Below are 21,528 nucleotides of genomic sequence, written 5' to 3'. Positions count from 1 at the left end.
CTGTTGCACGGGAAGCGCGATCAATCTACCTGTCAGATCTGACAGTTGCGGCCGGCTGAAAACGGTGTTCACGCCCTGCATTGCATGGGCAACGCCTCGTTCCACACCAACACCTCTTGCTCGAGTGAGGCTTCGACCCGCGACATCAAACGCTCGATTGTCTGGAGGTCCGGCGTTGCCGCATCACTCAAAGGCTCGTTATAGATCAGCCACTGACGAACCTGCGGGTTATCGAGGAAGTATTCCGCCAGATTCAGCGAACCTGCCGCCAGATCTGCATTCACCAGCACCACATCGAACGTCGTGCACTCGCTGTCAACCAGGGTCAGCAGTTCGATAAGCGATTGCACCGGAGCGATGCGGTAGTAGCCGAGGCGATTGAACGATCGCTCGATCATCATTCGCTGAAAGTGCTGTGGATCAGCGATCAGAATGCGCAAGTCTTTGTGGATCACGGTGGATTACCCGGGCGGTGGCTGCTTCAGGGTCGCCAAGGTTACGCACGCCACGCGAAGTCTTCTGTAGGACTTTTCCTAAAAAACCAGTCATTCATCCGGGTTGTTGCGTTGCGATACGTTGGCCAGCAACGCTTATTCGGTCGTGCTCGGACTCCAGAACGCCTGCACCACCAGCGTAGAAGTCGAGATCCGCGCCACCAGTGCATCCAGTTCATCACCGTCCACCGAGGTGGTCGCCAGGGTGGCTTCGACCTCAATTTCGTCGGCGCCAAACGCATGCACATCGACATCGCTGGCCGGGTAGTTGCTGCGCTCCAGCTCGGCTTCGAGCAAGGCCAGCACGGCTTTTTTCTGCGAACGCCGGGCGATCACGTAGACGATGTTGGTGACTTCTGCCGAGACCACGTCCAGTGGCTGGCGGTTGATGTTGTTGACGATCGGTCGCAGCAAGGTATTGGCCGCGAGAATGAACAGTGTGCCGAGCACTGCTTCGGCAAGCAGATCGGCGCCGGCACAGGCGCCGACCGCCGCGGATGTCCAAAGAGTCGCGGCTGTGTTGAGGCCGCGCACGTTGCCCTCTTCGCGCATGATCACCCCGGCGCCGAGAAAACCGATCCCGGAGACCACGTAAGCAACCACGCGCACCGCGCCTTCGGCACCGGCGAGACGGTTGGCCATGTCGACAAAAATCGCCGCACCGACCGCCACCAGCACGTTGGTGCGCAGGCCCGCCGTGCGTTGCCGGTACTGGCGCTCAAAGCCGATCAGACCGCCGAGAATGAACGCCGCGCTGAGGCTGACGAGGGTATCGATCAGCGAGGTCAGGTTGAGATTGTTGATGGCTTGCATGATGAAATCCTTGATGAACCGACCTGTGGCGAGGGAGCAAGCTCCCTCGCCACAGAAATTGGCAGTGCTGTTATTGCCAGCCGAACCGGCGGATGTAGAAGCCTTTCACCGCTTGGGTCAGTGCCATGTACGCCAGCAGAATCATCGGCAGGAACACGAAGTACAGCGACGGCAGCGCCTGCAGTTTGAAATAGTGCGCCAGCGGTCCCATCGGCAGGAAGATGCCCACGGCCATGATGATTCCGGTCATGACCAGCAGCGGCATGGCTGCGCGGCTTTGCAGGAACGGAATCTTCGGCGTGCGGATCATGTGCACGATCAGCGTCTGGGTCAGCAACCCGACCACGAACCAGCCGGACTGGAATAGCGTCTGGTGATCCGGAGTGTTCGCATCAAACACGTACCACATCAAAGCAAAAGTTGTGATGTCGAAGATCGAACTGATCGGCCCGAAGAACAGCATGAAGCGCCCGACGTCACCGGGCTGCCAGCGCTGCGGCTGCTTGAGCATTTCTTCATCGACGTTATCGAACGGGATCGCGATCTGCGAAATGTCGTACAGCAGGTTCTGCACCAACAGGTGCATGGGCAGCATCGGCAGAAACGGAATGAACGCACTGGCCACCAGCACCGAGAACACGTTGCCGAAGTTCGAACTGGCGGTCATCTTGATGTACTTGAGCATGTTGGCGAAGGTCCGCCGTCCTTCGAGCACGCCCTCCTCCAGCACCATCAGGCTTTTTTCCAGCAGGATGATGTCGGCGGCTTCCTTGGCGATGTCCACCGCGCTGTCCACGGAAATGCCGATATCAGCGGTGCGCAATGCCGGGGCGTCGTTGATGCCATCGCCCATGAAGCCGACTACGTGGCCGTTACCCTTGAGGATGCGCACGATGCGTTCCTTGTGCGACGGCGTCAGCTTGGCAAACACGTTGGTGGTTTCCACCGCCACCGCCAGTTCCGCGTCGCTCATGCGCTCGATGTCGTTGCCCATCAGCAGGCCTTGCTGGGCGAGGCCGACTTCGCGGCAGATTTTCGCCGTGACCAGTTCGTTATCCCCAGTCAGCACTTTCACCGCCACACCGTGTGCGGCCAACGCCTTGAGCGCTGGCGCGGTGCTTTCTTTCGGTGGATCGAGAAAAGCCACATAACCGATCAGCGTCAGTTCCTGCTCATCGGCCAGGCTGTAAGTGTCGCGACCGTCCGGCATTGACCGAGCGGCCACCGCCACCACGCGCAAGCCTTCAGCGTTGAATGCTGCTGTGACCTGACGAATTTTCGCCAGCAATTCATCGCTCAAGGCTTCCTCGACATCACCGTGCTGCACACGGCTGCACACCGCCAGCACTTCCTCCACTGCACCTTTGCAGATCAGTTGATGCGGTTGACCGCGCCCTTCGACTACCACCGACATCCGGCGCCGATTGAAGTCGAACGGAATCTCATCAACCTTGCGAAACGCCGTGCCGACCTTCAGTTCGCGGTGGACTTCCACGTGTTCCAGCACCGCCACGTCGAGGAGGTTTTTCAGGCCGGTCTGGTAGTAGCTGTTCAGGTAAGCCATTTCCAGCACGTCATCCGAGTCTTCACCCCAGACGTCGACATTGCGTGCGAGGAAGATTTTGTCCTGAGTCAAAGTGCCGGTCTTGTCGGTGCACAGCACGTCCATCGCGCCAAAGTTCTGGATCGCGTCGAGGCGTTTGACGATGACTTTTTTGCGCGACAGAAACACTGCACCTTTGGCCAAGGTCGAGGTGACGATCATCGGCAGCATTTCCGGGGTCAGGCCCACGGCAATCGACAGCGCGAACAGCAGCGCTTCGGTCCAGTCACCCTTGGTGAAACCGTTGATGAACAGCACCAGCGGCGCCATCACGAACATGAAACGGATCAACAGCCAGCTGACTTTGTTCACGCCGTGCTGGAACGAAGTCGGCGCGCGATCGGTGGCGCCAACCCGTTGCGCCAGCGCTCCGAAATAGGTGCTTTTGCCGGTGGTAAGAATCACCGCCACCGCCGTACCGGACACCACATTGGTGCCCATGAACAGGATGTTTTCCAGTTCGAGCGGATTGCGTGTGTCGCGATCGGGCTGGCGTGGAAATTTCTCCACCGGCATCGACTCACCGGTCATCGCTGCCTGACTGACGAACAGATCCTTGGCGCTGAGCACCCGGCAATCGGCGGGAATCATGTCACCGGCCGAGAGCACGATCAGATCGCCCGGCACCAGTTGCTTGATCGGCAATTCAGCGCGCGGCGCATCGCGGCGCAGCACCGTAGCGGTGTTGCTGACCATTGCTTTGAGCGCGTCGGCAGCCTGGTTGGATTTGCTTTCCTGCCAGAAGCGCAGCAGGGTCGAGAGCACCACCATCGAGAAAATCACGGTGGCGGCTTTGAGGTCTTCGGTCAGCCACGAGATCACCGCCAACAGGGTCAGCAGCAGGTTGAACGGGTTTTTGTAGCAGTGCCACAGATGGGTCCACCACGGCAGCGGCTGCTCGTGTTCGACTTCATTGAGGCCGTGTTGTGCACGCAGTGCTTCGACTTCGATGTCGGTCAGGCCGTCGGAGTGAGTGCCCAGCGACGACAGCAGCGGGCCGCTGTCGCAATGCGCGGCATCGACCAGCACGTTGGCCAGCGTGGGCGGGACTTCACGGCTGACCGTGGTGTCGTTGATGGTGTCCAGCAACGCCAGGCGGCGGAAGTGCCGGGCGATGTGGCGGTTACGCAGAAAGCCTGCGAAAAATTCCTTGAGCGTAAGTTTCATGGCTGTTGCCCCTATGGTCAGCCGGGAAACCGTCAAGCAGGTACGAGCCTGCCTCTGCCCACCGGAAAACCGGCACGGCAAGGCGTGGCGCGCCAGTCAGAAAAGACAGGCGTGTCGATAGGGCTGCGATGACGACGATGAGGTCGTAATCACGCGCTTTTCAGTGTCGATGAGAAGGACGTCGGGACATGACCGGAATCGGTCAGGATCGGGATGCCGCTGCTCGCTGTTCGGCGAGACAACGGCACAAAAAGCTGCGCGTTATCTTGCCGAGAATCTGCCGGTTACCGAGACCGGCCGACAACTGTCACTCGAACAAGTACCCACTGTGGGTCTCCGCTATTGATGAAAACGCGCGAAGCTTACGCCCCGATTTCTGGAGAGTAAACCTGCAAAAGGAATGAGGTTGGGGAATGTGGTGGATGTTCAGGAAGGGTTCAGGATTCAGATTTTGGTGTGGTTTGAGGGCCAATCGCTAGCAGTCTAGCTCCCACAGGTGATCTCCAGTGAACACAGATTTTGTGTCCGACGAAGATCCATGTGGGAGCTAGCCTGCTAGCGATGACGGCCTACAGGCAACCAAAATTTAGCTGGCAGTCGCCAACAACAGATCCGCCATCGAACGATGCCCACGATGCTTGCCATGCTCATACAGCGAGCCGGCAATCTCGTCCGCGCGGATCGGCAGGACCGACAGCAGCGTGTCGCTCAGACCGTGGCTGGCCTGGCAGAAACCCTGCATGTACAGCCCGGCCTTGCAGCGTTCGTCGGTGATCAGTCTGTAGTTGCGATCGACCTCGAAGTCGCCCAGATATTCTTCCAGCGGCGCCAGCAGTTTGCGGTGCATCTGCCGCTCGTAACCGGTGGCCAGCACCACGGCGTCGTACGTGCGCACGCTGACTTCGCCAGTAGCGTTGTTACGCACTGCCAATTCAATACCGTTGTCGGTCGCGGTCGCTTTCTCGACCGTGGTCAACGTGCGGAACGCGTGACGCGCGACACCGGAAACTTTCTGGCGATAGAAGATGCCGTAGATGCGCTCGATCAGGTCGATGTCGACCACCGAGTAGTTGGTGTTGTGGTACTCGTTGACCAGACGCTCACGCTCGCTGCTCTTCTGCTGGAAGATCAGGTCGGTGAATTCCGGCGAGAACACTTCGTTGACGAACGGGCTGTCGTCCGCCGGCTTGAGTGCAGAGCCACGCAGGATCATGTCGACCTGCACCGACGGGAACGAATCGTTCAGATCGATGAATGCTTCCGCCGCGCTCTGCCCGCCACCGATGATCGCGATGCTCATCGGCTGATTGTTCACGCACGGTTGCTTGGCCATTTGCGACAGGTACTGCGAATGGTGGAACACCCGGCCGTCACCCTTCAGCGCTTTGAACGCTTCGGGAATGCGCGGCGTGCCGCCAGCACTGACCACCACCGAACGCGCGGTGCGCACGAATTGCTGGCCGTCGCTGCCACGGGAAATCACTCGCAACGCTTCAACCTGATGGTTGTGCAGCACCGGCTCGATGGTCAGCACTTCTTCGCCGTATCGGCTCTGTTCGGTGAACTGCCCGGCGACCCAGCGCAGGTAGTCGTTGTACTCCATGCGGCACGGGTAGAAGGTGCCGAGGTTGATGAAATCCACCAGGCGCCCGTGCTGCTTGAGGTAGTTGACGAACGAGTACGGACTGGTCGGATTGCGCAGGGTCACCAGATCCTTGAGGAAGGAAATCTGCAACTCGCTCTGGGTCGACAGGGTGTTGCCGTGCCAGCTGTAAGTAGGCTGCTTGTCGAGAAACAGTACATCCAGTTCGCCCTGCGTCGGCCCACGCTCTTGCAAAGCGATGGCCAGCGCCAGGTTCGAAGGGCCGAAACCGACGCCGATCAGGTCGTGAACGATGGGCGATGCAATTGCCTGTGTCATTTCCAGTGTCCTCTGGATGAACCCCTCAACAGCGGGAGGGAAAGCTTGGGTGACCGGCCGGCCCTTGAGCGGGAACAGCAGGTCGTCTGTTGAGTAGGAACGAGGACAGTGAAATAAAATTTAACCGCAACAGCTCAATGGGCATCCCATTGTTTGATGCGCAGTCGGCAATGTTTCATCGCGTTGACGATGTGCTTTTCCACCAGCGCCTTGGAAATCCCCAGATGCGCAGCGATCTCCGGGTGCGACTGGCCTTCGATCTTGCGCAACAGAAAACTGTCGCGACACAGCGGTGGCAGCTCCGCCAAGGCGCGCTGGAGCATTTCCAGACGCTGGCTGTGATCGAGAGTGCTGTGGGGGGACGGCGTGAAATAGCGCTCTTCACTGTCGAGCACTTCCAGCGATTCGACCTGACGCAAGGCGTTGCGCCGATGGTCGTCGATCACCAGATTCAGCGCGGTGCGATAAAGGAAAGCCCGCGGTTGCTCGATCGGTGTATCACTGGAGCGTTCCAGCACCCGTACAAAGGCGTCATGCACCACATCTTCGGCAACCTGACGGTTGCCCAGCTTGGCGTTCAGGAAACACACCAGCTCGCGATAGTAGTTTTCCAACATGACTCCCGGCCGCGAAAAGCGCGGTTTCTGTCCTTGAGCACACCGCTCTGCTAACGCCTGGAGTGCAATAGCAAGATGGTGGCAGCTTGAGGTGCGTAATTTATAGTAATTCTCATATAGATTTAAAGTAGTGATTGTCTTTGCTGACCAAATAGTCCTGCCCGGCAACCTGTAACTTGGTGTGTTGACGCTTAAATTCCCGCGCTCACTCATCGTTTACAGGACAGCTCCCCGTGTCTGTCGCGCCTTGCGGCAGCGTTCAGCCAGCTGAACGACGGGCCGAATTTCACTGGCCGGAACCCTGCATGAAACGTCCCCGCCCCGCCCGACGCGCCCTGTTCGCCGCCCTTTGTCTGATCCCTGTGATTGCCGCAGCCGCCTGGCAAGTCCTGCCGCCGGGCCGGGACACGCTGGCTACCGTGCAGGTGACGCGCGGCGACATCGAAAACAGCGTGACTGCGCTGGGCACCCTGCAACCACGGCGCTACGTGGATGTCGGCGCGCAAGCGTCCGGGCAGATCCAGAAAATCCACGTCGAAGCCGGCGATGCGGTCAAGGAAGGTCAGTTGCTGGTGGAGATTGATCCGTCCACGCAAAAGGCCAAGCTCGACGCCGGGCGTTTTTCCATTGAAAACCTCAAGGCCCAGTTGCAGGAACAACGCGCCCAGCACGATCTGGCGCAACAGAAATATCAGCGCCAGCAAAAGCTTGCCGCTGGCGGCGCCACTCGCGAAGAAGACGTGCAGACTGCCCGCGCCGAGGTTCGCGCGACTCAGGCGCGAGTGGATATGTTTCAGGCGCAGATCCGCCAGGCCCAGGCGAGCCTGCGCAGCGACGAAGCCGAGCTCGGCTATACACGCATCTATGCACCGATGACCGGCACCGTGGTGGCCGTGGGTGCCCGCGAAGGCCAGACCCTCAACGCGCAGCAGCAGACCCCGCTGATTCTGCGCATCGCGCGCCTGTCACCGATGACGGTGTGGGCTGAAGTCTCCGAAGCCGATATCGGCCATGTGAAACCGGGCATGACCGCGTACTTCACCACCCTCAGCGGCGGTACCCGGCGTTGGAGCAGCACCGTGCGGCAGATTCTGCCGGTGCCGCCGCGTCCGCTCGAACAGAGTCAGGGCGCCAGCCCCACCAGCGGCCGCAGCGGCAGCGAACGTGTCGTGCTGTACACCGTATTGCTCGATGTCGAAAACGCCGACAACGCCCTGATGACCGACATGACCGCTCAGGTGTTCTTCGTCGCCCAACAGGCGCGAAACACCCTGACCCTGCCCTCTGCCGCCCTGCAACGCAGCGACCGCACGGACTGGCAACGCGCACAGATTGTTGCCGCCAACGGCGAGATTCAATCGCGCGAAGTACGCACCGGTATCAGCGACCGTTTGCGCACACAAATCCTCGAAGGGCTTGCCGAAGGCGAACAGGTATTGAGCAGCCCGGCCACCGGCAGCGGAGGCTGAATGCACACGCCCCTGATCGATCTGCGTCAGATCCGCAAAGCTTACGGCGGTAACGACAGCCCACTGGTGGAGGTATTGCGCGGTATCGATTTATCGATTCATGCCGGCGAATTCGTCGCCATCGTCGGCGCCTCCGGTTCCGGCAAGTCGACGCTGATGAACATCCTCGGCTGCCTCGACCGTCCCACCAGCGGCGAGTACCTGTTTGCCGGTGAAAACGTCGCACAACTGGACACCGATGCACTGGCGTGGCTGCGGCGTGAGGCGTTCGGTTTTGTGTTCCAGGGCTACCACCTGATCCCTTCCGGATCAGCTCAGGAAAACGTCGAGATGCCTGCCATTTACGCCGGTACCCCGGCTGCCGAGCGGCATGCCCGGGCCAGCGCATTGCTTGGCCGCCTGGGCCTTGCCGAGCGCACCGGCAACCGGCCGCATCAGTTGTCCGGCGGCCAGCAGCAACGCGTCTCGATTGCCCGAGCGTTGATGAATGGCGGCCATATCATCCTCGCCGACGAACCCACCGGCGCCCTCGACAGCCACAGTGGCGCGGAAGTCATGACCCTGCTCGACGAACTCGCCGGCCAGGGTCACGTGGTGATACTCATCACCCACGACCGCGAGGTCGCGCAGCGTGCCAACCGCATCATCGAAATCCGCGACGGCCTGATCATCAGCGACAGCGCCGAGCATTCAGTCTCCCCGCACAATCCCGATCCCGGCGCATTGCAAGCGGTGGATCTGCGCCAGCGCCTGAACAGCGGCAGCACCCAGACTGGCGCGTGGAAAGGCGAACTGCTGGACGCGGTGCAAGCGGCGTGGCGTGTGATGTGGGTCAACCGTTTTCGCACCGCCCTGACCTTGCTCGGAATTGTCATCGGCGTGGCATCGGTGGTGGTGATGCTGGCCGTGGGCGAAGGCAGCAAACGCCAGGTCATGGCGCAGATGGGCGCCTTCGGTTCGAACATCATCTACCTCAGTGGCGCCGCGCCCAACCCGCGCACGCCACCGGGCATCATCACCCTTGACGACGTCGCCGAGCTGGCTGCTCTGCCTCAGGTCGATCGCATCATGCCGGTCAATGGTGCAACCGCAGGCGTGCGCTTCGGCAGTGCTGACCACTCCAGTTACGTGGGCGGCAACGACACCAATTTCCCGAGCATCTTCAATTGGCCGGTGGTTCAGGGCAGTTACTTTACTCAGGCCGACGAAGACAGCGCCGCAGCCGTGGCGGTGATCGGTGCCAAGGTGCGCGAGAAGCTGCTCAAGGATGTGGCCGACCCGGTGGGCCAGTACATCCTGATCGAAAACGTACCGTTTCAGGTGCTTGGTGTGCTCGCCGAAAAAGGCTCCAGCTCCGGCGACTCGGACAGCGATAACCGCATCGCCGTGCCCTACTCCGCCGCGAGCACCCGGTTGTTCGGCAGCCGCAATCCGGAATACGTGGTGATCGCCGCCAAAGACGCGCGCAAGGTCAAGGAGGCCGAGCAGGCGATCGAGCAAGCGATGCTGCGCCGGCATAACGGCAAGAAGGATTTCGAGCTGACCAATAATGCCGCGATGATTCAGGCCGAGGCACGCACCCAGGGCACGCTGTCACTGATGCTCGGGGCGATCGCTGCCATTTCCCTGTTGGTGGGCGGCATCGGCGTGATGAACATCATGCTCATGACCGTCCGCGAGCGTACCCGTGAAATCGGCATCCGCATGGCCACCGGGGCCCGCCAGCGCGACATCCTGCGCCAGTTCCTCACCGAAGCGGTGATGCTCTCGGTGGTCGGAGGAATTGCCGGAATCAGTCTGGCGCTGCTGGTCGGCGGCGCGCTGCAACTCGGCGGCGTGGCCATGGCATTCCAGTGGATCGCGGTCTGCGGCGCCTTCGGCTGCGCGCTGGCCACCGGCGTCATCTTCGGCTTCATGCCTGCCCGCAAAGCCGCTCGGCTCGATCCGGTCAAGGCCCTTACCAGTGAATGATCGACCTATGAAAGCCCACCTGACACTCCTCGCCGCCAGCCTGTTGCTGGCGGCTTGCAGCACCCCGGCGGCGCGTCCCGAAAGTGGCGTGCAAGCGCCTGCTGCCTGGCAATCGCCCGCTGCTCAAGCAGCCACGCAAGACAATCGACAATGGTGGACGCAGTTCGGCAGTCCGGAACTCGAACGCCTGATCGAACAGGCGCAACTCGGCAGCCACGATCTGGCCGCCGCTGTCGCCCGGGTCAGACAGGCCGAGGCCAGCGCCACGATTGCCGGTGCGCCGCTACTGCCTGAAATCAAAGCCGGCCTGAATGCCAATCGCCAGAAATTGTTGCATGGCAAAGGCTACAGCCAACTCGACGTCAATCCAGACAACCGCTCGCTCGATTACTACGACGCCGAGTTGAGCGCCAGTTACGAAATCGATTTCTGGGGTGGCAAACGTGCGGCCCGCGACAGCGCGGTATTTGGCGTGCAGGCCAGTGAGTTCGATCGCTCGACGGTGCAACTGACCTTGCAAAGCGCGGTCGCCAACAGTTACACCCAGGCGCTGGCACTGCGCGAGCAGGCACGCATCGCCGAACTCAATCTGGCGAATGCGCAAAGCGTCCTGCATCTGGTGCAAACCCGCTACGACGCTGGCAGCGCCACGGCGCTGGAACTGGCCCAGCAAAAGAGTCTGGTGGCCGAACAGCAACGCAAATTACCACTGGTGCACCAGCAGGCGCGCGAGGCGCTGATCACCCTCGCCGCCCTGCTCGGCCAACCGGTGCAAACGCTGGCGATACCTCGCCAACCGTTCGCACAACTGCACTGGCCGCAGATTGCCAGCGGTGTGCCGAGCGAGCTGTTGCAACGGCGCCCGGACATCGCCAGTGCCGAGGCGAAACTCGCTGCCGCGCAGGCCGACGTGAGCGTCGCGCGCGCGGCGATGTTGCCCAAGGTCACGCTGACCGCGAGCCTCGGCACCGGGGCCGATCTGGCGTCTGATCTGTTGCGTACGACGTTCTACAACTTGTCGTCGGGGCTGGTGGCGCCCATCTTCAACAACGGTCGACTGAGTGCCGAACGCGACAAGGCCAGCGCACGCCAGGAAGAATTACTCGAGTCCTATCGCGGCGCGATCATCAACGGCTTTGCAGACGTGGAGAAAGCCCTGACCAGTATTCGCGGCCTCGACGAACAGCGACAGTGGCAAACCGAAGAACTGAGTCAGGCACAAACCGCCTTCGACATCGCCCAGAGCCGCTATCAGGCCGGTGCCGAAGATCTGCTCACGGTGTTGCAGACCCAGCGCACGCTGTATGCCGCCCAGGACTTGAATGTGCAACTGCGCCTGTCACGCCTGCAAGCCAGCATCGCCTTGTACAAAGCCTTGGGCGGAGGCTGGCAAGTCATTTGAGTTCAGGCATTTTTCAAGGCAAAAAAAATCGCAGCCCGGGCTGCGATTTTTTTGTGCTCAGAGTTGGCGTCCCTTGACCTTCAGATGCCGGGCGTACCACGGTCGTTGTGGCACCTTGCGCAACAGATCGGCCATGTTGTCTTCGTCACCAAAGGTGATGCGCAACGCCAGCTTCATGGTTTCCGGATCCATTTCCACCGAGCGCCCCATCTGCAGGCCGGGAACAGTGCTGCAACCATGGGTGTCCGGGCCAAGCCAAGGGTCGTCCACCTCCACCCAGCGCCCGGGGGCAAACCACGGCACGCCGTTGACCTCGAGCCGGCTCACCTCGCCCGGATGAAACCGCTCGTGGGCACGGAACCAGTCTTCGACGCGATCATCGATCCAGCCATGGAAACGCCAGAACACCGGGCTCACATGAGATGAGAACGGATCGCCGAGGAAGTCGTTTTCCGGCGCATACCAGCGCGCCGCGAAGTCCGCCTGATCCCGCGCCATCGGCACCGGAATGGCGTTCGACGGATCGCGCGCCACCGAGGCCCAACGCATGTGCAGCCAGTCGTGCAGGCCGAGTTCGACTTCCGAACCAAACTGGCCAAGGGTCAGCTTCGACAGATAACGCGGGTCGCTGTATTGCGACTCCCACACCTGAAAATTGCTGTGATAGGTCTCGGCGGCCTTGATGTCGCTGACCCATTTTGTGTATTCGTCGTCGCCCTCGGTCACCCAGGTCGGTGGCAAGGCGTCGCCGTCGTGATTGTCGAAGTAGCGGGCGAAACCCTGACGATCACGTTCGAGTTCCGGTTGCGGCGCGGGGAACCGCAACCACGAGGGCAGATCCTGCATCGAGCGGGCAATGCCAAGCATGTGCCGGTGCATGAAAAAGAAGTCGATCCCCGAGCCATTGCGATCCTTGCGCGGACCACGGGCATCGCGCTCCTTGTCTCGCGGCCCGGGCTGCCAGCCAATGCCGCGCAGCGCGTCCCGCTTTTTCTCGGACAGCTTGTGCCACTTGTCCCGCGAGGCATGCCAGAGCTGGTGGAACAACCGATGCTCGGGGGACACCAGCCACGCCAGCAATGTCGGGTTCAGGCCAGTGCGCTCGCGCGCCTCGGGAAACCGGCGTTTGATGGCGATGAAACGATTGTCCAGCTCCGGCAACCCCAAGGGACGATCGAGGTTCAGCACTTGCCCGGTGAGCGTGCCGCTGCCGGCATTGCCGAAGGCGGCCCAGACTTCGTCGAGTTTCACCTTGAGCTCATACACCGCCGGCGCTTGCGGCGCATCGGTGCGCATCAGCCGCCAATACAACTCGGCGCCATTGCCAGGCGCCAGATCGCCAATCACCAGATACTGCGGCGGCGCCTCCGTGCGCAAACGGCTGCCGGTGTCGAGACAGCCGCGCAAGCCACGGCCACGGTGGGCAATATCAAGAAACAGTTCCACGCCGTCACGGGGCAGACCGGCGAGCCCGGCATCAGCACCCGTGAAGCGGATGTCCCAGATCCCGCGCAGATTGTCCGCCAACTGCTGACCGGCCGTATCCGCGAGGTCGACCGTGGCCTCGCCCGGGGTGATCGGCTCGTCCTCGCGAGTCAGCTCACGATGTGCATAAAAAGCGGCAGGCAGCGCAGCGCCCGTGAGCGCCATGCCCGCCATGAACCAGCGTCGAGAGATCGTCATTGCCCTACCTGTGTCAGCCATGAAGCAGGCTTTATCCAAGCTAGAACGTTTGCTGGGGCAGTAAATTTATCGACTGCCGGAAAAGATCCCGCGCCGGCTGCCGCGGTTGTTTTGCGAGGCACTAAATTGTTCCGCCTCTCAGTCGTTCCTCCCAGATAGCAAAGGCCCCTGCGCCTGCACCTTGACGGCGAACCTGACTGAGATGGCAATGACAAAACCACGTTCGAAAAAGGCTCTATACATCGGCCTGCCGCTGGCCTTGGCAATCAGCGCCGGCGCGGGCTATCTGGCTTGGGATTACTGGTTCCGGAACAACCCGGGCTACCCGGTCAAGGTGATGAAACAGGCAACCGAACTGCAGGAGCGGATTATTTCCTTCGACAGCCATATCACCGTGCCGCTGAGTTTCGGCGCCCATGGCAACGAAGCCGACAAGGACGGCTCCGGGCAATTCGATCTGATCAAGGCCAACCGCGGACGACTGTCCGGTGCAGCCTTGACGGTGTTTGGCTGGCCGGAAATGTGGAACGGCCCGAACGCGCCCCACCGCCCTACCGATGGCTTTGTCGAAGAGGCACGCAATCAGCAGGAAGTGCGCTTCAAAATCATCTCGGGTCTGGTACGCGATTTCCCCAATCAGGTCGGCATCGCCTACACCCCCGATGATTTCCGCCGCCTGCACGGCGAAGGCAAGTTCGCGATTTTCATCAGCATGCTCAATGCCTATCCGCTGGGCAATGACCTGAGCAAACTCGACCTGTGGGCCGGCCGTGGCATGCGCATGTTCGGCTTCAGTTACATCGGCAACAACAGCTGGGCGGACTCCTCGCGCCCCCTGCCGTTTTTCAATGATTCGCCCGATGCCCTCGACGGCCTCTCGGACATCGGCAAACAAGCCGTGCACCGCCTCAACGATCTGGGCGTGATCATCGACGTTTCGCAGATGTCGACCAAGGGTCTGGAGCAAGTCGCGCAACTCAGCCGAACGCCGCTGGTGGCCTCGCACTCGGCGCCAAGGGCGGCGGTGGACATCCCGCGCAACCTCAGTGACAAAGAACTGCAACTGATCAAGAACAGCGGCGGCGTGGTGCAGGTGGTCGGGTTTTCGCAATACCTCAAGCCGCTGACCCAAGGCACTCAGGACAAGCTCAACGCGTTGCGTGCGCGCTTCGATCTGCCGCCGCTGCCCAACCTCGCCATGGCCTTGATGCCGGGCGATCCGATCATCACCGCATGGTCGGAACAAAAGCTTGGCCAGTACGCCAGCGGCCTTTACGGCATCCTTGAAGAAGAACCGAAAGCCACCCTCAAGGATCTCGGTGATGCCATCGATTACACCGTGCGCAAGATCGGCATCGACCATGTCGGCATCGCCTCGGACTTCAATGACGGTGGCGGTCTCAAGGGCTGGGAAAACGTCGGGGAAATCCGCAACGTGACCGCCGAACTGATCCAGCGCGGTTACTCCGAAGCGGATATCGCCAAACTATGGGGCGGCAACTTCCTGCGGGTCTGGGAACAGGTGCAGCAAGCCGCCAGACCTGCGCTTGCCGTGCGTCAGGACGCGAGCCAGCCATGACTGATCGGCGCACATTTCTCAAGCAGGCCGGCGTACTCGCCGCCGCCCTGCCCCTCGGTGCCAGCCTGACCGCCCAGGCCCGGACGCAGACCCAGGGCAGCAGCCAGCCAGCCGTGCCAGCCGATAAGTGGGCGCAACTGCGCCAGCTGTTCGAGCAGGATCCGGAGGCAATCCACTTCGCCAATTTCCTCGTCACCTCGCATCCCAAACCGGTACGCGACGCCATCGCCATGCATCGCGCGGCGATTGACCGCAATCCGGGACTGGCGATGGACTGGGATCTGGGTGTCACCGAACAGCGCGAAGAAAACGTCAGGGTCTGGGCCGGTAAATACCTGCAAGCCAAGCCCGGCCAGATCGCCCTCACCGGCAGCACCACCGAAGGGCTGGCGATGATTTATGGCAGCGTGCAGGTGCGTCCCGATCAGGAAATCCTGACCACGGTTCACGAGCATTACTCCACCCGCAACATTCTCGACTTTCGTAGCGCGCGCGACGGCACGCGGGTACGCAAGCTGACACTGTTCGAGCGCCCGCAAAACATATCGATGGATCAGGTGCTCGACACCATCAACAAAAACATCCGCCGCGAAACCCGCGTCCTTGGTATGACCTGGGTGCATTCGGGCAGCGGCGTGAAGCTGCCGATCAGTGAGATCGCCGCCCTCGTCGATCAGCACAACCGTGATCGCGAAGACCCGGATCGGCTGATCTACGTGGTCGATGGCGTCCACGGTTTCGGCGTCGAAGACCTGAGTTTCCCGCAGATGAACTGCGACTTCTTCATCGCCGGCACGCACAAATGGATGTTCGGGCCGCGCGGCACAGGCATCGTCTGCAGCCGCAGCGAACAGCTCAAATACGTCAGCCCGAGCGTGCCGACCTTCTCCGAAGCCACGAACTTTGGCACCACCATGACGCCGGGCGGCTATCACGCGTTCGAGCATCGCTGGGCCGTCGACGAAGCCTTCAAGCTGCATCTGCAATTGGGCAAGGTCGAGGTCCAGGCGCGCATCCACCAGCTCAACAGTTATCTGAAACAGCGCTTGCCGGAACAGACGGGCATCGAGTTGGTGACCCCGCTCGATCCGCAGTTCAGCGCAGGTTTCAGTTTCTTCCGGGTCAAGGGTCGCGACAGCGATCAAGTGGCCGCGCTGCTGATGAAAAACCGCGTGATCTGCGATGCGGTCAGCCGTGACGCGGGACCGGTGATTCGCACTGCCCCCGGCCTGCTCAACAGCGAAGCCGAAGTGGATCGGTTCGTCGCCGTGCTGGGCAAAACGCTGCGCGCCTGACGCTGCGCACCCGTTTCCTTTAACAGAGAAGACTCATGAAAAAGCCTCACGCCTTCAACCCGTTCACGGCACTGCCCGCGCTGGCCCTGAGCGCCCTCTGCGCGGCACTCCTGCCCGGCACCGCGCACGCCGCCACCACTCCACCCGCTGCGGGCAAAGTATTCAAGGACTGCAAGGATTGCCCGGAAATGGTGGTGTTGCCGACCGGCAGTTACACCATGGGCACGCCGGACGACGAAGTCGGTCGCGAGCCGGATGAAAGTCCACGCCATGAAGTGACGTTCAGCAAGCCGTTCGCCATCAGCCGCTTTCAGGTACTGGTCGGCCAATGGGACGCGTATGTGCGCGAAACCGGGGCCAAGCCCTACGACTTTGACGACCGCCCCGGTCGCCGCTGCACCGCCGGCAAGCCCGAATTCAAGCAGACCGAGCGCGATCCGGCGGTGTGCATGAATGTCGCCGAAGCCCAGGGCTACATCGATTGGCTGTCGAAAAAGACCGGTCATGCGTATCGCTTGCCGAGCGAGTCGATCCGCGAATACGCCGCGCGTGGCGGTAGCACCGGTTCCTTCCCGTTCCCCTTCGACAAGGGCAGCGACTATCAGATTTCGCGCCACGCCAACACCTACGGCGCCGCCGACGGCTACAACTTCACCTCGCCCGCCGGAACGTTCCCGGCCAACGCGTTCGGGGTGTATGACGCTCACGGCAATGTCTACGAGTGGACCGCCGACTGTTACCACAAGGACTACTCCGGCGTGCCCGCCGATGGCAGCCCATGGGTTCAGGAAAATTGTGAGCGCCAGGTCATGCGCGGCAACGATTGGGGCGAAGCCCCGGTATTTTCCCGTTCCGGCAACCGCAACAGCAGTTGGCCGACCAGCAAGGGCGACTGGCTCGGCTTTCGCGTAGTGCGCGATCTCTGATCCTCGCTGCCACGACCGCAGCCTGTCTGCGGTCGTCTAAAGAAACCCCGTGATCAATCGTTTTCCTTAAGTACCGGCACTCCCTCCGCACCGAAGCAGGAATCCTCCATGACCAAGCCAACGCGTGGGGCGATCAACGAATTGTTCGCCCTGCTCAAGCCCTTCCGACTGATCGTCTCCGTGTCCATCATGCTTGGCATGCTCGGCGGCCTGAGCGTCACCGTGCTGCTGGCGACCATCAACAACGCCCTGCACTCATCCGACGGCCTGACCCGCACTGTCGTGATGATTTTTGCCGGCCTGTGTGTGCTCGCCTTGCTGACCACGATCCTGTCCGACATCGGCACCAACTACGTCGGTCAGCACATCATCGCGCGCCTGCGCAAAGACCTCGGAGAGAAAGTGCTGTCGGCGCCGATCGACCAGATCGAACGCTACCGCAGCCATCGCCTGATCCCGGTACTGACCCACGACGTCGATACCATCAGCGACTTCGCTTTTGCGTTTGCGCCACTGGCGATTTCCCTGACCGTGACCCTCGGCTGCCTGGGTTATCTGGCGATGCTGTCGTGGCCGATGTTCCTGATGATGCTGGTGGCGATCGCGATCGGCACGACCATTCAGGCGATTGCCCGGGCCAAGGGCATGCGCGGTTTTTATGCCGCGCGGGACTCCGAGGACGAGCTGCAAAAGCACTACAACGCGATTGCCGAAGGCGCCAAGGAACTGCGTATTCATCGCCCGCGCCGCCAACGCATGTTCGTCTCGGGCATCCAGAAGACCGCCGAGAAGATCTGCGACACCCAGATCAAATCGATCAACACCTTCGTGATCGCCAAGTCGTTTGGCTCGATGCTGTTTTTTGTGGTGATCGGCATGGCCCTGGCGCTGCAATCGTTCTGGCCCAGCAGCGACAAAGCGGTCATGAGCGGCTTCGTGCTGGTGCTGCTGTACATGAAAGGGCCGCTGGAACATCTGGTCAGTACGCTGCCGATCATCAGCCGCGCGCAGATCGCCTTTCGCCGGATCGCCGAATTGAGCGAGCAGTTTTCCTCGCCTGAGCCGCATCTGCTGCTGGACGACCAAGGCAGCAAACCTGGCGCGGTCAACAGCCTGGAACTGAAGAATGTGCGCTACGCCTTCCCGGCCGTGGAAGGCAGCGAGCCGTTTCGTCTGGGGCCGGTCAACCTGCGTATCGAGCAGGGAGACATCGTGTTCATCGTTGGCGAAAACGGCTGCGGCAAAACCACTCTGATCAAACTGCTGCTGGGGCTGTACGCGCCGACCGAAGGCGAGATTCAGGTCAATGGCCAGCCGATCAGCGCGCTGAACCGCGATGACTACCGCCAGAATTTCACCACGATCTTTGCCGATTACTACTTGTTCGACGACCTGATCCAGGGCGACCGTCAGGTGCCGCAAGACGCCACGCGTTACCTCGAACGGCTGGAAATCGCGCACAAGGTCAGCGTGCGCGACGGCGCGTTCAGCACTACCGACCTGTCCACCGGCCAGCGCAAGCGTCTGGCGCTGGTCAATGCCTGGCTCGAAGAGCGTCCGGTGCTGGTGTTCGATGAGTGGGCAGCGGATCAGGATCCGACATTTCGACGGATTTTCTACACCGAGTTGCTGCCCGACCTGAAACGACTGGGCAAAACCATCATCGTGATTTCCCACGACGACCGGTACTTCGACGTCGCCGATCAACTGGTGCGCATGGAGGCCGGCAAGGTCAAAAGCGAACTGCAGAGCGCTTGATCGACGAAGCCGCGGCCAGACCGGGAAAAATTGTTTTCCGGTTTACCGCGGCTTCCTCGTCTTAATGAGATGAATAAGAACCATTAACAACTATACCTGCCAAGGTCTTAACCTCATGTCCGCATCCCGATTCATGCTCCGCCCTCTGGCCCGCGCCTTGATCATGCACGGCGCGACGCGCTCCCGACTGGCCACCACCGGCCTCGGCCTGGCAATGACGCTGGCCGTCACCCCCTATGTCCAGGCTCAGGAATGGACGCTGAACATCCCGGCGCAGCCATTGGCTCAGGCCCTGCAGACCCTCGGTCAGCAGACCAGCGTGCAAATTCTCTACAGCCCGGAAAGCCTGCAAGGTCTGCGCTCCAGCGCCCTCAGCGGTCGCTACGCAGACGATGCGGCAATCGCGGCCATGCTCAAGGGCACCGGCCTGCGTCATCAGCGTGACGGCAACACCGTGACCGTGATCGCACCGGCAACCGGCAGTGCGATGGAATTGGCACCCACCAATATCAGCGGGCAGCACCTGACGGCAACCACCGAAGGCAGCAACTCCTACACCACCGGCGCGGTGACCATTGGCAAGGGCGAGCACTCGCTCAAAGAGACTCCGCAATCGGTCACGGTGATGACCCGCAAGATGCTCGATGACCAGAACCTCAACACCATCGAACAAGTGATGGAAAAGACGCCGGGCATCACCGTTTATGACTCGCCGATGGGCGGCAAGTATTTCTACTCGCGCGGTTTCCGCATGACCGGCCAGTACCAGTACGACGGCGTGCCGCTGGATATCGGCAGCAGCTACGTGCAGGCCGACAGTTTCAACAGCGACATGGCAATTTATGATCGCGTCGAAGTGCTGCGCGGTGCAGCCGGCATGATGAAAGGCGCGGGCGGCACAGCCGGTGGCGTCAACTTCGTACGCAAGCGCGGTCAGGACACCCCGCACACCCAGTTGTCGCTGTCGGCGGGAACGTGGGACAACTATCGCGGCCAGGTCGACACCGGCGGCCCGTTGAATGACGCCGGGACCATCCGTGGCCGTGCAGTGGTCACCCAGCAGACCCGCCAGTACTTCTACGACGTGGCCAGCCGCAAGGATCAGATCTACTACGGCGCTCTGGATTTCGACCTTAGCCCCGACACCACGCTCGGTCTGGGCATGGCCTATGAAGACGTCGATGCCACGCCGTGCTGGGGCGGCCTGCCACGCTACGCCGATGGCTCCGACCTGCACCTCAAGCGCTCCACTTGCCTGAACACTTCGTGGAACAACCAGCGCAGCAAACGCGCGACCTACTTCGGCGATGTCAAACACCAGTTCAATGACGACTGGTCGCTCAAGGTCGCGGGGGTTTTCTCGCGCAACACCCAGGACATGGAATACGCCTTCCCGAGTGGCGCGGTACCGGTAGGTGCCACCAGCTCGAACACCTTGATGCTGGGCAGCACCTACGATTACGAGCAGACCGACTACGGTCTGGACGCTTACGTAGACGGCAAATTCGACGCCTTCGGCCAGCAGCACGAATTGACTGTCGGCGCCAACGCCAGCCGCTCGCACAAGGATGACTTCTACGCCGTGGCGGCACTGCCACAGCGTCAGAACGTGCTGAATCCGAATCACCACCTGCCGCAGCCTGACGAAAGCTACTACCTGGCCAACGCCTCCCGTGGCGGCCCGGTGGACATGCACATCAAGCAATACGGCGCTTACTCGATCGCCCGCTTGAAACTGGCCGACCCACTGACGCTGGTGCTGGGCAGCCGTGTCAGCTGGTACAAATCCGATACCGATTCGGTGCAGTACTTCCGTGGCGAAGGCACCCCGGTCAACACCAAATCCACCGAAACCGGCCAGGTCACCCCGTTCGCCGGGATTCTGCTGGATCTCAATGACAACCTGACGGCCTACGCCAGCTACACCGATATCTTCACCCCGCAGGGCGGCTACAAGAGCTTCGATGGCAGCACCCTCAAACCGCTGGTCGGGCAAAGCTACGAGCTGGGGATCAAGGGTGAGTGGTACGACGGTCGCTTGAACAGCCAGTTCAACCTGTTCCGCACCGTGCAGAAAGATGCGGCACAGGATGATCTACGTTGCGAAGACAGTTCCTGCTCGATGAACTCCGGCAAAGTCCGCGCTCAGGGCTTCGAAGCGGAAATCAGCGGTGAAGTGATCGACCGCCTGCAATTGCTGGCCGGCTACACCTACACCCAGACCAAAGTACTGGAAGATGCCGACGCGACCCAGGACGGCGTGGTCTACAACTCCTACGTGCCGCGCCACTTGCTGCGCGTCTGGGGCGATTACAGCCTGAGCGGTCCGCTGGATCGCGTGACCATCGGCGCCGGCGTCAACGCGCAGACCGGCACCTACCGCACCTCGCCCTTGGGCGGCGACAACATTGAAGGCGCCGGCTATGCCGTCTGGAACGGTCGCATCGGCTACCGCATCGACGACACCTGGTCGGTTGCGCTCAACGGCAACAACCTGTTTGACAAGCGCTACTACGCCACCATCGGTACTGAAGGTTTTGGTAACTTCTATGGCGATCCGCGTAACTTCGTGATGTCGGTCAAGGCTGATTTCTGATTTTTCGTTTGGTTTGTAAGAAAGCCCTGCTTTGGTGGGGCTTTTTTTTGGCTGGGGGTTGGGGGTTGGGTGATTATCCGTTGCTGCGGTAACGGCTTCTTAGGGTTCCGCCCTGACGGCGGGTCACCTTTTTCAAACGCCAAAAAGGTAACCCAAAAGGCTTCTCCCTGACGTACGGCACCTCGCTTAGGCTCAGTGTTCCCTCGCTACGGCGCCCATCAGGGGCATCGCCTC

Annotated in this window: 14 protein-coding genes; 8 read left to right on the top strand and 6 right to left on the bottom strand. The window is 61.1% G+C overall.

Translation table 11 applies throughout. The annotated features are described in order from the left end of the window. Positions 1 to 68 precede the first annotated feature (68 nt). From ACP7EE_RS26330 to ACP7EE_RS26310, 5 genes are all read right to left on the bottom strand, one after another. Positions 69 to 455: a response regulator gene (locus ACP7EE_RS26330; RefSeq protein ID WP_426237872.1), complete on the bottom strand. Its 387-nt coding sequence runs from the start codon at positions 453 to 455 to the stop codon at positions 69 to 71. Between the two features lie 135 nt (positions 456 to 590). Further along, positions 591 to 1,307 carry an MgtC/SapB family protein gene (locus tag ACP7EE_RS26325; protein ID WP_426205182.1) on the bottom strand — a complete coding sequence of 239 codons (717 nt, stop codon included), beginning with the start codon at positions 1,305 to 1,307 and terminating at the stop codon, positions 591 to 593. Between the two features lie 70 nt (positions 1,308 to 1,377). Continuing rightward, positions 1,378 to 4,077, bottom strand: coding sequence for a magnesium-translocating P-type ATPase (gene mgtA, locus ACP7EE_RS26320; RefSeq protein WP_426237870.1), 2,700 nt, complete (start codon positions 4,075 to 4,077; stop codon positions 1,378 to 1,380). Positions 4,078 to 4,663: 586 nt separating this feature from the next. Then, positions 4,664 to 5,998 (bottom strand): lysine N(6)-hydroxylase/L-ornithine N(5)-oxygenase family protein, encoded by a 1,335-nt coding sequence (locus ACP7EE_RS26315; protein ID WP_426237868.1) that lies wholly within the window; start codon positions 5,996 to 5,998, stop codon positions 4,664 to 4,666. Between the two features lie 134 nt (positions 5,999 to 6,132). Next, entirely contained in the window at positions 6,133 to 6,615 is a 483-nt protein-coding gene (locus ACP7EE_RS26310) for a sigma-70 family RNA polymerase sigma factor (protein ID WP_426237866.1), read from the bottom strand. A 305-nt stretch (positions 6,616 to 6,920) separates the two neighbouring features. On the opposite strand from ACP7EE_RS26310, the gene ACP7EE_RS26305 reads away from it, so the two are divergent. From ACP7EE_RS26305 to ACP7EE_RS26295, 3 genes are read left to right on the top strand one after another with little or no spacing between them, the layout of a single operon-like run. Beyond that, entirely contained in the window at positions 6,921 to 8,084 is a 1,164-nt protein-coding gene (locus tag ACP7EE_RS26305) for an efflux RND transporter periplasmic adaptor subunit (RefSeq protein ID WP_426237864.1), read from the top strand. Then, positions 8,085 to 10,055, top strand: coding sequence for a MacB family efflux pump subunit (locus ACP7EE_RS26300; protein ID WP_426205177.1), 1,971 nt, complete (start codon positions 8,085 to 8,087; stop codon positions 10,053 to 10,055). 7 nt (positions 10,056 to 10,062) lie between these two features. Then, on the top strand, positions 10,063 to 11,457 hold the full coding sequence (locus ACP7EE_RS26295) for an efflux transporter outer membrane subunit (RefSeq protein ID WP_426237862.1): 1,395 nt from the start codon (positions 10,063 to 10,065) through the stop codon (positions 11,455 to 11,457). A 57-nt stretch (positions 11,458 to 11,514) separates the two neighbouring features. Here ACP7EE_RS26295 and ACP7EE_RS26290 read toward each other — a convergent pair whose 3' ends face one another. Next, positions 11,515 to 13,140 carry a PvdJ/PvdD/PvdP-like protein gene (locus ACP7EE_RS26290; RefSeq protein WP_426237860.1) on the bottom strand — a complete coding sequence of 542 codons (1,626 nt, stop codon included), beginning with the start codon at positions 13,138 to 13,140 and terminating at the stop codon, positions 11,515 to 11,517. Between the two features lie 208 nt (positions 13,141 to 13,348). On the opposite strand from ACP7EE_RS26290, the gene pvdM reads away from it, so the two are divergent. The 5 genes from pvdM to ACP7EE_RS26265 all read left to right on the top strand — a co-directional run bounded on the left by pvdM (position 13,349) and on the right by ACP7EE_RS26265 (position 21,294). After that, positions 13,349 to 14,719, top strand: coding sequence for a pyoverdine-tailoring dipeptidase-like protein PvdM (gene pvdM, locus ACP7EE_RS26285; RefSeq protein ID WP_426237858.1), 1,371 nt, complete (start codon positions 13,349 to 13,351; stop codon positions 14,717 to 14,719). Beyond that, positions 14,716 to 16,014, top strand: a complete 1,299-nt coding sequence (locus tag ACP7EE_RS26280; protein ID WP_426237856.1) for an aminotransferase class V-fold PLP-dependent enzyme — start codon at positions 14,716 to 14,718, stop codon at positions 16,012 to 16,014. Before pvdM ends, ACP7EE_RS26280 begins: the two co-directional genes overlap by 4 nt. A 35-nt stretch (positions 16,015 to 16,049) precedes the next feature. After that, a complete protein-coding gene (locus tag ACP7EE_RS26275) occupies positions 16,050 to 16,940 on the top strand; it encodes a formylglycine-generating enzyme family protein (RefSeq protein WP_426237854.1) in 891 nt (296 codons plus the stop codon). A 108-nt stretch (positions 16,941 to 17,048) separates the two neighbouring features. Further along, positions 17,049 to 18,698 carry a cyclic peptide export ABC transporter gene (locus ACP7EE_RS26270; protein ID WP_426205171.1) on the top strand — a complete coding sequence of 550 codons (1,650 nt, stop codon included), beginning with the start codon at positions 17,049 to 17,051 and terminating at the stop codon, positions 18,696 to 18,698. Positions 18,699 to 18,813: 115 nt separating this feature from the next. Then, on the top strand, positions 18,814 to 21,294 hold the full coding sequence (locus ACP7EE_RS26265; protein ID WP_426205170.1) for a TonB-dependent siderophore receptor: 2,481 nt from the start codon (positions 18,814 to 18,816) through the stop codon (positions 21,292 to 21,294). The last annotated feature ends 234 nt before the right edge of the window (positions 21,295 to 21,528 follow it).

This window comes from Pseudomonas sp. TWP3-2 (assembly GCF_049897765.1).
Taxonomy (GTDB): Bacteria; Pseudomonadota; Gammaproteobacteria; order Pseudomonadales; family Pseudomonadaceae; genus Aquipseudomonas.
This window is presented reverse-complemented; position numbering and strand designations above follow the sequence as displayed.